The sequence below is a fragment of the Streptomyces sp. NPDC006925 genome (genome assembly GCF_042869575.1).
Lineage (GTDB): Bacteria > Actinomycetota > Actinomycetes > Streptomycetales > Streptomycetaceae > Streptomyces.
Genome location: NZ_JBIAGB010000031.1, coordinates 1 through 12030, shown reverse-complemented (window position 1 = coordinate 12030; position 12030 = coordinate 1). Strand labels below are relative to the sequence as shown.

Annotated in this window: 10 protein-coding genes; 7 read left to right on the top strand and 3 right to left on the bottom strand. The window is 73.1% G+C overall.

What is annotated here, in order from left to right; translation table 11 throughout:
- Positions 1-690, top strand: a complete 690-nt coding sequence (locus ACFYNS_RS28560) for a hypothetical protein (protein ID WP_360299728.1) — start codon at positions 1-3, stop codon at positions 688-690.
- A 162-nt stretch (positions 691-852) separates the two neighbouring features.
- Here ACFYNS_RS28560 and ACFYNS_RS28555 read toward each other — a convergent pair whose 3' ends face one another.
- Positions 853-2028 carry an acyl-CoA dehydrogenase family protein gene (locus ACFYNS_RS28555; protein ID WP_360299725.1) on the bottom strand — a complete coding sequence of 392 codons (1176 nt, stop codon included), beginning with the start codon at positions 2026-2028 and terminating at the stop codon, positions 853-855.
- A gap of 360 nt (positions 2029-2388) precedes the next feature.
- Here ACFYNS_RS28555 and ACFYNS_RS28550 point away from each other — a divergent pair, with 360 nt between their 5' ends.
- Positions 2389-3684 carry a glycoside hydrolase family 18 protein gene (locus ACFYNS_RS28550; RefSeq protein WP_360299722.1) on the top strand — a complete coding sequence of 432 codons (1296 nt, stop codon included), beginning with the start codon at positions 2389-2391 and terminating at the stop codon, positions 3682-3684.
- A 278-nt stretch (positions 3685-3962) separates the two neighbouring features.
- Here ACFYNS_RS28550 and ACFYNS_RS28545 read toward each other — a convergent pair whose 3' ends face one another.
- Positions 3963-4238, bottom strand: coding sequence for a GlsB/YeaQ/YmgE family stress response membrane protein (locus tag ACFYNS_RS28545; RefSeq protein ID WP_360294298.1), 276 nt, complete (start codon positions 4236-4238; stop codon positions 3963-3965).
- Between the two features lie 59 nt (positions 4239-4297).
- Positions 4298-5002 carry a TetR/AcrR family transcriptional regulator gene (locus tag ACFYNS_RS28540; RefSeq protein WP_360294301.1) on the bottom strand — a complete coding sequence of 235 codons (705 nt, stop codon included), beginning with the start codon at positions 5000-5002 and terminating at the stop codon, positions 4298-4300.
- A 168-nt stretch (positions 5003-5170) separates the two neighbouring features.
- On the opposite strand from ACFYNS_RS28540, the gene ACFYNS_RS28535 reads away from it, so the two are divergent.
- From ACFYNS_RS28535 to ACFYNS_RS28515, 5 genes are all read left to right on the top strand, one after another.
- Positions 5171-6931, top strand: a complete 1761-nt coding sequence (locus ACFYNS_RS28535; protein ID WP_360294304.1) for a bifunctional 3'-5' exonuclease/DNA polymerase — start codon at positions 5171-5173, stop codon at positions 6929-6931.
- 148 nt (positions 6932-7079) lie between these two features.
- Positions 7080-8519: an NADP-dependent phosphogluconate dehydrogenase gene (gene gndA, locus ACFYNS_RS28530; protein ID WP_360294306.1), complete on the top strand. Its 1440-nt coding sequence runs from the start codon at positions 7080-7082 to the stop codon at positions 8517-8519.
- 280 nt (positions 8520-8799) lie between these two features.
- A complete protein-coding gene (locus ACFYNS_RS28525) occupies positions 8800-9003 on the top strand; it encodes a hypothetical protein (protein ID WP_360294309.1) in 204 nt (67 codons plus the stop codon).
- A gap of 87 nt (positions 9004-9090) precedes the next feature.
- Entirely contained in the window at positions 9091-9423 is a 333-nt protein-coding gene (locus ACFYNS_RS28520) for a DUF952 domain-containing protein (protein WP_360294312.1), read from the top strand.
- Positions 9424-9773: 350 nt separating this feature from the next.
- Positions 9774-11855 (top strand): M4 family metallopeptidase, encoded by a 2082-nt coding sequence (locus ACFYNS_RS28515; protein ID WP_360294314.1) that lies wholly within the window; start codon positions 9774-9776, stop codon positions 11853-11855.
- Positions 11856-12030: the final 175 nt, after the last annotated feature.

Genomic DNA, 12030 nt, shown 5'->3' with positions numbered 1-12030 from the left:
ATGGCGAACACGCGCACAAAGAGCAGGACAGCCGCGGCCCCCCGTCGCGGCGAACGGGCCCGGCAGCAGGCCGTGGTGCGGGAACTGCTGCGACGGCACGGGAACACCTACGCGGAAGACGCCGGTATCACGCTGCGTGACACTCCGCAGCCGCTCTACCGCCTTCTGGTGCTTTCCCTGCTGCTGAGCGCCCGCATCCGTGCGGACATCGCGGTCGCCAGCGCGCGGGCGCTGTCCCGGGCCGGGATGCGGGACCCGCGGCGGATGGCGGAGGCCACCTGGCAGCAGCGGGTCGACGCACTCGGCGAGGGCGGCTACCGGCGCTACGACGAGCGCACCGCCACCCAACTCGGCCGGGGGGCGGAACTGCTGCTGGACCGGTGGGGCGGCGACCTGCGCAGGATGCGGCGGAGCGGCGACGTCGCCGCCGCGCTGCGCGAGGTCCCCGGCATCGGCCCGCTGGGCGCGTCGATCTTCCTGCGCGAGGCTCAGGCGGTGTGGCCCGAGTACCGGCCCTGGCTGGACCAGAAGGCGCTGCAGGGCGCGGAGCGGCTGGGACTGCCGGCGTCCGCCGAGGCGCTGGCCGACCTGGTGCGGGAGGACGAGCTGGCGCCGCTGGCCGCCGGGCTGGTGCGGGTCGCGCTCAGCAAGGACGTCGCCGAGGACGTCTGGGACGCGGCTCGCGGCTGAGGAGCGCCGCACCCGGCAGCGGTCGGCTCGGCGACCGCCGCCGTCGGTGACCGGTCCACCGGCCACGCCCCGTTCGCCCCGGAGCCCGAACCGTGGGCCGGGGTGGAACTGCGGGCCGGGCCCCGGTCCGCGGCGCGCGCCCCTCGTGCCCGCCCGGTCCGCTCAGCTCCTGCGTTCCGGCCCCGCCACGTGCCGGGCGATGACCATGCGCTGGATCTGGTTGGTCCCCTCCACGATCTGGAGGACCTTGGCCTCACGCATGTACCGCTCGGCGGGGAAGTCCGTGGTGTAGCCGTACCCGCCGAGGAGTTGCACCGCGTCGGTGGTGACGGCCATGGCGGCGTCCGTGCAGAACAGCTTGGCCATCGCCGCCTGTCGTGAGAACGGCTGCCCCGCGTCCCGCCGCCGGGCCGCCGCCAGGTAGAGGGCCCGCCCGGCCTCGATCCGGGTCGCCATGTCGGCGAGCATGAAGCGCAGCCCCTGGAAGTCCGCGAGGGGGCGGCCGAACTGCTCGCGTTCGGCCGTGTAGGCCAGCGCTTCGTCCAGCGCCGCCTGTGCGACACCGACGGCGCAGGCCGCGATCCCCAGGCGGCCCGAGTCGAGGGAGGAGAGGGCGACCGCGAAGCCCTGGCCCTCGTCTCCGAGTCGACGGGTGTCGGGGATCCGCACCTCATCGAGATGGAGCTGCGCCGTCGGAGAGCCGTTCAGCCCCATCTTGTGCTCGGGTGCCGCCGCGCTCAGCCCCTGGGCATCGGCGGGGACGAGGAAGGCGGTGATACCGCCCGCCCCCTCGGCGCCGGTCCGGGCGAGCACGGTGTAGAAGTCGGCGACGCCGCCGTGGGTGATCCACGCCTTGGTGCCGTTGAGCACCCAGTCGTCACCGTCGCGGACGGCCCGGGTGCGCAGCGCGGCGGCGTCCGAGCCGGAGGACGGTTCGGAGAGGCAGTAGGCGCCCAGCAGGCCGCCGCCGAGCATGTCGGGCAGCCACTCGGTGCGCTGCTCCTTGCTGCCGAAGTGCGCCAGGCCGTGGCAGGAGAGCGAGTGCACGCTGGTGCCCAGCCCCACGGTGAGGCGCGCGGCGGCGAGTTCCTCGAGGACCTGGAGGTAGACCTGGTACGGCTGGCTCCCGCCGCCGTGCTCCTCGGGGTAGGGCAGGCCCAGGAGTCCCGCCTCGGAGAGCAGCCGGAAGGTCTCGCGGGGGAAGACGCCGGCGGCCTCCTGCTCCGCGGCGACGGGCTTGATCTCCCGCTGCACCAGGTCGCGGACGAGGCCCAGCAGGTCGCGTGACTCGTCCGTGGGCAGTTCACGTTCCACCGGCTGCGGACCGTCCTTGGGCATGACGCGCTCTCCTTCGGGTCAGGAATCGCGACGACCGGCGCCGGGGTGTGGCGGGTCGCCGAGGGACACCGGCCCGCTGGCGGACCGGGGGTGCCGCTGCCCCTGCCGTGATACTGCACCGTCGGGTCGCGAGGGTGGCTGACCAGCGGCTGCGGCGAGTTGGAGTATGCCCGATCGAGCGCCGCACGTCACCGGCGTAGGGGTGTGAACCGCTCGATGATCGCGAAGGGGCGCCGGGTGCGGCCCCGGGCACCGAAATTGGTCCGAACCATTGACTGACTGGTCTAGTCCATCTACATTCCCCGAACGTACGACCGGCGCCACCCCCCACACCCTCCGCACCCCACACGCGAGGTGACCATGCTCGGATCGGACAGCCAGCACTCCCCACGCACCGAACGCTCCCGCCTCTCCCGCCGCCGCGGACTCATCGCCTTCCTGGGTGCACTGTGCGCGGCCCTGCTGACCACGACGCTGCTCTCGGCCACGGCCTCCGCCGGCCCCCGTCCGACCGCGGACGGGAACCGCCACGGCTCGGTCGCGGCACCGTCGGCAGCCGGCGGAAAGACCGTCGGCTACTTCACCAACTGGGGCGTCTACCAGCGCAATTACCACGTCAAGAACATCGAGACCTCGGGCTCGGCGGACAAGCTCACGCACATCAACTACGCCTTCGGCAACGTCCAGGGCGGCAAGTGCACCGTCGGCGACAGTTACGCCGACTACGAGAAGTCCTACACCGCCGCCCAGAGCGTCGACGGCAAGGCCGACACCTGGGACCAGCCGCTGCGCGGCAACTTCAACCAGCTCCTGAAGCTCAAGAAGAAGCACCCGGACCTGAAGGTGCTGTGGTCGTTCGGCGGCTGGACCTGGTCCGGCGGCTTCGGCCAGGCGGCCCGGAACCCGGCGGCCTTCGCCGAGTCCTGCTACAACCTGCTCGACGACTCGCGCTGGAAGGGGCTCTTCGACGGCATCGACATCGACTGGGAGTACCCCAACGCCTGCGGACTGAGCTGCGACACCAGCGGCCGGAACGCCTTCACGAACGTGATGAAGGCGCTGCGCGCCAAGTTCGGCGACAAGCTGGTGACCGCTGCCATCACCGCCGACGCCTCCCCCGGCGGCAAGATGGAGGCCACGGACTACAAGACGGCCGCCCAGTACGTCGACTGGTACATGCCGATGACCTACGACTACTTCGGCGCCTGGGATGCGAAGGGCCCCACGGCACCGCACTCGCCGCTGAGCTCCTACTCGGGCATCCCCAAGGAGGGCTTCAACACCCAGGCCACCATCGCCAAGCTCAAGGGCATGGGCATACCCGGCAGCAAGCTGCTGTACGGCCTCGGCTTCTACGGCCGCGGCTGGACCGGAGTGACGCAGTCGGAGCCCGGCGGCACCGCGACCGGCCCGGCCCCCGGCACCTATGAGCAGGGCATCGAGGACTACAAGGTCCTCAAGAGCAAGTGCCCGACCACCGGCACCGTCGGCGGTACCGCCTACGCCCACTGCGGCAACCAGTGGTGGAGCTACGACACCCCCCAGACGATCGGCGCCAAGGGCGACTGGGCCGCGCAGCAGGGTCTCGCCGGCTCCTTCTTCTGGGAGCTGAGCGGCGACACCGCGAACGGAGAGCTGATCAAGGCCATCCGGTAGCGCGCTGCCGTCCGGTAGCGCGTACGACGCCCGGCAGAGCACCAGGGGCCCCGCGGCGCACCACCGCGGGGCCCCTGGCCGCGAAGAGCAGCTCCGCAGCGGTTGCCGGGCGCCCGGCGACGGCGCCGGTGGCGGACTGCCACCGCCGGGCTCCGGCCGCACCCGTCTCCACGGCCCCGGACCGCTCCGGGTCCGCGTACGGCGCTTCCGGGCATGCCGGTCGGCCCCGTCCGCCGGTCGGCCCCGTCCGCCGGGCGGGCGGGGCCGACCGGGACTCTCTAGCGCTGCGCTCGTCCGCCCGCGCGCGCCCGCTCCAGCGCGCCGACGCCGACCGCGGCGAGGGCGACCTGGATGATCAGCTCGATCCAGTCGAACCCTCGGGTGTCGGCGACACCCAGGCCACTGGCGATTCCCGTGCCGACGAACGCGGCGACGACGCCCACCACCACCGTCCACAGCAGGCCGACCCGCTGCCTGCCCGGCAGCACCAGCCGGCCGAGCGCGCCGATGACGACGCCGACGACGAGCGCACTGATGATTCCGGAGATGTCCACGACCGCCTCCCGGACCCAGGGACATTGCTACCGGAACGAGTGTCCCGGAACCGCGCGGATCATGCGGAACCCCGCACGGCAGCGGCCGCCGGCTGCGCGTGCAGCGGCTCCCGGCAGTCGGCGCGCGGCGGAAGCGTGCTCTCGAACCCCGTGGCGATCTCCAGTGTGCCCTGCAACGTGCGGGTGAGCAGGTCGCACAGCACCTCGGCGGAGAGCTCCTGCCCGCGCGCGAGCCAGTCCAGGGTGACGCCCTCCACCGAGGAGAGCCAGCCCACCAGGGCGGCTCGGGCGAGCGGCGGGAGGCGGGTGCGGCCCCAGGAGCCCTCGGCGATCACGCCCAGCAACTGCTCGCGCACCCGGTCGCGGATCTCCAGTACCTGCGCGTCGTGACCCACTCCCCCGCTGACGACCGTGCGGTACGCGGCCTGGTTCTGCTGGGCGTAGCGCAGATAGCCCTCGATGGTGCGCTGGACGCGGTCGGCGCGGGGCAGGTCGGGGCTGCTCGTCGCGCGGAGCACAAGTTCGGCGACGGCGTCCTCGATGACGGCGAGGTAATAACCGCGTTTGCTGGTGAAGTAGTAGTAGATCAGCCCCTTGGCCACGCCTGCGGTGCGCGCGATGTCGTCCATGGACAGGGCGTCGTAGGACGTGTCGGCGAAGAGGGTGCGCCCCGCCGCCAGCAGCTCGGCGCGACGCGCCTGGGACCGCTCGGTACCGCGGGGGCCGGGGAACCTGCGCACCTCGTGCGCCCGGGCGTCAGCCACCGTGCGCCCGTTTCTCCAAGTGGGTTGGCATGGCCGGAGTATGACACCCCCTCACCTGCTTCCGCCGCCGGATTACGCCGACCGGCGGCGCCCGCACTCCGCCTGCCCCCGCTCGCGCGCGGACGGCGGTCGGCGGGCATTGTCGGAGGCGGCTGGGAGACTCCCGGCATGGACGACAGGACGGGGGGCTCGGGGCACCGGCACCGCACCCGGGAGGCACCGGAGCGCGGCAGATGGGCGCTGGCACCGGCGGGCGGCACCCGGGTGCGGGTGTGCCCGCTGGACGCGCACGGCCGCGCGGCGGGTCCCGTGCACACGGAGGAGTCGACGGCGGCTGCCGTACGGGCCCGCCCGGAGGTGGCCCGATGGGTGTGGCGGGCCACCCCGCAGGTGCAGTCGGAGCTGCTGGCCGCCGGGATCCGGGTGGCGCGCTGCTATGACGTGGAGACGGCCGAGGCGCTGCTGCTCGCGCACGAGGGCCGGGCGGGCGATCCCCGTTCGCTGCCCGCCGCGTGGGCCCGGCTGCACGGACGTCCGGTGCCCCCGGACCGGCCGCCGGAGCATCTGGAGTCCGATGTCCCGCCGTCGCTGTTCGACACGGGCCCGGTACCGCTGCCGGACGGCGTGGATCCGCTGGAGGCGCTGCTGGAGGTGTACACGGCGCAGCTGGACCGGACGGCGCGGGCGCAGCACCCGGAGCGGATGCGGCTCCTGCTGGCCGGGGAGTCCGCGGGGACGCTGGTGGCCGGGGAGATGACACAGGCGGGGCTGCCCTGGAGCGCGGAGATCCACCGGGAGCTGCTGGAGGAGCTGCTGGGCGAGCGGTACGCGGGCAACGGGCTGCCGAGGCGCCTGGTGGAGCTGGAGGAGGAGATCTCGCAGGCGTTCGGTCCCGGCGAGCGGGTGCGCCCCGACCTGGCCGCGGAGGTGCTCCAGGCGTTCGCCCGCGCGGGGATCCGGCTGGGGTCCACGCGGGCCTGGGAGCTGCGGAAGGTGGACCATCCGGCGGTCGAGCCGCTGCTGCGCTACAAGAAGCTGTACCGCCTCTACACCGCGCACGGCTGGAGCTGGCTGCGCTCCTGGGTGCGGAACGGCCGCTTCCACGCCGCGTACGTGCCCGGCGGCGCGGCCTCCGGCCGCTGGACCACCAACGGGGGCGGTGCGCTGCAGATCCCGAAGGTGGTGCGGCGGGCCGTGGTCGCCGACCCGGGGCATCTGCTGGTGGTGGCCGACGCCGATCAGCTGGAGCCGCGGGTGCTCGCGGCCGTCTCCCGGGACCCGGGGCTGATGACGGCGGCGAGCAGCGGGCAGGACCTGTACACGGTGCTGTCGCAGCGGGCCTTCGCGGGCGACCGCGACCGCGCCAAGCTCGCGGTGCTGGGCGCGGTCTACGGCCAGACCAGCGGTGACGGCCTGCGCCATCTCGCCGCGTTGCGGAAGCGGTTCCCGGCCGCGGTCTCCTATGTGGACGAGGCGGCCCGCGCGGGAGAGGAGGGCCGGCTCGTCCGTACCCATCTGGGCCGCACCTCCCCGCCCGTGGGACGCGGCGGGGAGGAGGAAGCGGGCGGCACCGGGCCCGAGGCGGGCGCGGGGGCCTCCGGGCCGCCCGAGGGTGCTTCCGGGAGCGCGGCGGGCGCCGCGCGGGCCCGGGGCCGCTTCACCCGGAACTTCGTGGTCCAGGGCAGCGCGGCGGACTGGGCGGTACTGATGCTCGCGGCGCTGCGCCGGCGCCTCCTGCCCCTCGTCGCCGAACTGGTGTTCTTCCAGCACGACGAGGTCATCGTGCACTGCCCCGCCGAGGAGGCGCCCCGGGTCCGGGAGGCGATCACGGCGTCCGCCGAGGAGGCCGGCGTCGCCGCGTTCGGGCAGACTCCCGTGCGCTTCGGATTCACCACCGCCGCGGTGGAGTGCTACGCCGACGCCAAGTGACGGAGCAGGACCGGGCGACCTGTGCCACGGCGGCGAGCACCGGGGCGCGTGTCGGGGGACGATCGAGGGGCGGCCGGGCCGGTCGGCGCGGGAGCCCTGCGCGGACGCTCCCGGCCCACGGAGGTTTCCCCGTCCGAAAGGTGTGACCATGACAGCGTCGGCGCGGATCGGTGTCACCGGATTGGCCGTCATGGGGCGCAATCTCGCCCGCAACTTCGCCCGGAACGGCTTCACGGTCGCCCTGCACAACCGCACCGAGGCGCGGACCAGGGAGCTGATGGACGCGTTCGGCCACGAGGGCGACTTCGTACCGGCCGGCTCCGCGCGGGAGTGCGTGGCGGCCCTGCGGCGGCCCCGCTGCCTGGTGGTGATGGTCAAGGCGGGCGAGCCGACGGACGCGGTCCTCAAGGAGTTCGCCGAACTGCTGGAGCCCGGCGACATCCTCATCGACGGAGGGAACGCCCACTTCGAGGACACCCGCAGGCGGGAGGCCGCGCTGCGCGAGCGCGGCCTCCACTTCGTGGGCACGGGCATCTCCGGCGGCGAGGAGGGTGCCCTGCTGGGCCCGAGCATCATGCCGGGCGGCTCGGACGAGTCCTGGGAGGCACTGGGCCCGCTGCTGGAGCGGATCGCGGCGCGGGCTCCGGACGGCACCCCGTGCACCGCGCACATCGGACCGGACGGGGCCGGCCACTTCGTGAAGATGGTGCACAACGGCATCGAGTACGCGGACATGCAGCTCATCGCGGAGGCGTACGACCTGCTGCGGAAGGTCGCGGGCCGGTCCCCCGCCGAGATCGCCGAGATCTTCCGGCGCTGGAACGAGGGGCGGCTGGACTCCTACCTGATCGAGATCACCGCACAGGTGCTCACCCACACCGACGCGGAGACCGGCCGGCCGTTCCTCGATGTCGTCGCCGACCGCGCGGAGCAGAAGGGCACCGGCCGCTGGACCGTGCAGACCGCCCTCGACCTGGGGGTTCCGGTACCCGGCATCGCCGAGGCCGTCTTCGCCCGCTCGGTCTCCGGCCACGCGGACCTGCGCGCCGCCTCCCGTCGGCTGGCAGGACCCGCCGCGCGCGCCCTCGGCGAGGGCGAGGCGGCCGCGTTCACCGACCGCGTCGAGCAGGCCCTGTACGCGTCGAAGATCGTCTCCTACACCCAGGGCTTCCACGAGATCGCCGCCGGCAGCGAAAAGTACGGCTGGCACATCGACCTCGGAGAGGTCGCCGCGATCTGGCGCGGCGGCTGCATCATCAGAGCCGCCTTCCTCGACCGCATCACCAGGGCCTACGCCGCACAGCCGGGGCTGCCCAGCCTGCTCACAGACGAGGGGTTCGCGGCCGAGATCGCCGCCGCACAGGACGACTGGCGCGCGGTCGTCGCCACAGCCGCCACCCAGGGTGTCCCCATCCCGGGCTTCGCCTCCGCCCTCGCCTACTACGACTCGCTGCGCGCCGAACGCCTTCCGGCCGCACTCACCCAGGGGCAGCGCGACTACTTCGGCGCACACACCTACCGCCGCACCGACCGCGAGGGCGTCTTCCACACCCTCTGGGGCGGCAACAGGACCGAAGTCGAGGGCTGACCCCTCGCCCTCTCCGGTCCGGAGGGCCCGGCGCCCCCGGTCGACGCCCGCGCATGCGGGGCCCGGGCGCGAAGCGCCTGGCGGGAAACCGTCGCCGCCGCCGGGCGCGGAGTACCGATGGCGGGTCGGGCGCCACTTCCCGCGGCGGACCGGACCTCGGCCCGCTGTCACAGGGCCGTCCCCGGACCGTTGCGGCACCGTACCGGGGGCACCCGTGCCCGGCCCTGCCGACGTCCTTCCGGGCAGAACCACCGAACGGGACGAAGGCGAGGGATCCGCGATGACTGCCGGCTGCCGGGACTGCGAGAGCTGCACCAAATCCGGGCTGGGAAAACTGCTCCAGGCGACGGGAGTCGGCCTGATGTACCTGTGCACCGTGGGCATCGGATACCTGCTCAAGCGGGGGCTGCGGCGTCACTGCCCGCGGTGCGGGCACCTGCTGGCCCGGCACGCACGGCGCGCGGACGGCTCGTTCCGCGACTGAGCCCCGCGCCCCGGCGCCGGGGCGGCCCTGCCGGCCTGCCGGCCGGGGCCCCGGGCCCGCGGGTTGCGCGGAGGCTACCGTGCGGGGATGGCCGAGGTACTGCACATCACCGAACGGGTCCTGTGGGACGAAGCCTGCGCGCGGGGGACGTACGAGATGTCCACCCGCGGCCGGACGCTGAGCGAGGTCGGCTTCATCCATCTCTCGCTGCGGCACCAACTCCCCGGCGTGGCGGCCGCGCTCTACGGCGACCAGGTGGCACCGGACCGGCTGATCGTCCTCGTCGTCGACACCGAGCGGCTCTCCTCGCCCGTCCGCTACGAGCCGGCGGCGCCCGGCGGTGAGGAGTTCCCGCACCTCTACGGGCCGCTGCCGGTGTCGGCGGTCGTGGCGACCGAGCCCTGGAGCGGCGGGAGCTGAGGAGCCGTACGGCCCGGCGTGGAACCGGCGTGGCGCGCCGCCCGGTCGGTGAACGGCACCGGATAGCGGACATGAACGCACGGACAACGGACCGTTTCCGGCCAAACCCTTGATGCGCTCCTGACAGGAGCTCGCCCCGAGTGGCAGTCTGCGACTGGCCGCTCGTACCGCTGCACGAACGGCGAGCGGTAGTTCCCCCACGCGGTGCTGGTCGTTCCGGTGACCGCACCAGCAACACCGTTCCACCAGCTCGCGTTTGCTCCGCCTTGCTCTGCCGAGATCCGCCGGACGGTCGTCCGCCGTCCGGTCTCCCAGGCCGCACACCGTGCGACCAGCAGAAGGAGCCAGTCTTGCGAAGATCAACCTCCCACAGAGGCACCACCGCCACCTCCCACAGACGCCTCCTGCCGCCGAAGGCATCGGCGGGCGTCGCACTCGGCGCCGTGGCCGCCCTGCTCTCGGTCGCCGTCCAGACCGGTCCGGCCGCGGCCGACGACCAGAGCCACGACTCCGCCGCGGCAGCCACCAAGGGTGCCGACACCGGGGCCCTGCCCGTCAAGCTCTCGCCCGCCCAACGCGACGCGCTGCTGCGGAAGGCGGACAGCAAGAAGGCCGCCACCGCCGACAAGCTCGGCCTGGGCGCCAAGGAGAAGCTGGTCGTCCGCGACGTGCTCAAGGACCGCGACGGCACCGTCCACACGCGCTACGAGCGCACCTACCGCGGAATGCCCGTGCTCGGCGGCGACCTCGTCGTGGAGACCACCGCGAAGGGCGCCACCAAGGAGGTCGGCCGAGCCTCCAAGCACGCGCTCAAGAACCTCTCCGCCAAGGCGGGCGTGCGGCCCGGCACGGCGGAACGGCAGGCGCTCAAGGCCGCCGACGCCGCGGGGTCGAAGAAGACCGACGCCGACCGCGGACCGCGCAAGGTCGTCTGGCTGGTCGAGGGCAAGCCCACCCTCGCCTTCGAGACGGTCGTCGGCGGACTGCAGCACGACGGCACGCCCAACGAGCTGCACGTCGTCACCGACGCGCGCACCGGCAAGAAGCTCAGCCAGTGGCAGGGCATCGAGACCGGCATCGGCAACACCCAGTACAGCGGCCAGGTCACCCTCGGCACCGCGCAGTCGGGCTCGAACTACACGCTGACCGACAACGCCCGCGGCGGCCACAAGACCTACAACCTCAACCACGGGACCTCCGGCACCGGCTCCCTCTTCTCCCAGTCCTCCGACACCTGGGGGAACGGCAGCCCGTCCAACGCCGCCACCGCGGGTGCGGACGCGCACTTCGGCGCCGCGGAGACCTGGGACTACTACAAGGAGGTCTACGGCCGCTCCGGCATCCGCGGTGACGGCCAGGCCGCATACTCCCGGGTCCACTACGGCAACAGCTACGTCAACGCGTTCTGGAGCGACTCCTGCTTCTGCATGACGTACGGCGACGGCTCGGGCAACAGCAAGCCGCTGACCTCGCTGGACGTGGCGGGGCACGAGATGACCCACGGTGTCACCTCGGCCACCGCCGGCCTGATCTACAGCGGCGAGTCCGGCGGCCTCAACGAGGCGACCTCGGACATCTTCGGCACGGCCGTGGAGTTCCACGCCGCCAACTCGACCGACAAGGGCGACTACCTCGTCGGCGAGAAGATCGACATCAACGGTGACGGCTCCCCGCTGCGCTACATGGACAAGCCCAGCCGGGACGGCGCCTCCAAGGACTACTGGTACTCGGGTATCGGGAACAGCGACGTGCACTACTCGTCGGGTCCCGCCAACCACTGGTTCTACCTGCTGAGCGAGGGCAGCGGCGCCAAGGTCATCAACGACGTCAGCTACAACTCGCCCACCTCCGACGGTCTCCCGGTCACCGGGATCGGCCGCGAGAAGGCCGCGCTGATCTGGTACAAGGCGCTGACCACCAAGTTCACCTCCACCACCAACTACGCCGGGGCACGCGCCGGCACCCTCGCGGTGGCCGGTGACCTGTACGGCACCGACAGCGCCGAGTACAAGTCGGTGGCGGACGCCTGGGCCGGTGTCAACGTCGGCGAACGCCCCGGCGGCGACCCCGACCCCGGCGACGGCAAGACGTTCACCAACGACACGGACGTCTCCATCCCGGACTACCCCGGCTCCGCGGTGACCTCCAAGATCACCACCACCGGTCTGAGCGGCAAGGCCCCCAGCAACCTCAAGGTGGGCGTGAACATCGTGCACACCTACAGCGGTGACCTGCAGGTCGACCTGGTGGGCCCGAGCGGCAGGTCGTACCGCCTGCACAGCTCCTCCGGCGACTCGACGCCGAACATCAACACCACCTACAGCGTCGACGCCTCGGCCGAGAACGCCAACGGTGTCTGGCAGTTGAAGGTCCGGGACCGGGCCTACTTCGACACCGGGTACATCAACAGCTTCAAGCTGACCTTCCCGTAACCCTCCGCAGCACCGGTCCGGCGCGCTGCGCGCCGGACCGCCGCGGCACCGCGTGCGCCGTGGCGGGGGCCCCCGCGCCCCGCCCCGCGCCCCGCCCCGGGGGGGGGCGCGCCCCGGGGGGGGGCCGCGCCCGGGGGGGGGGGGCCGGGGGGGGGGCCCCCCCCGGCCCCCCCCG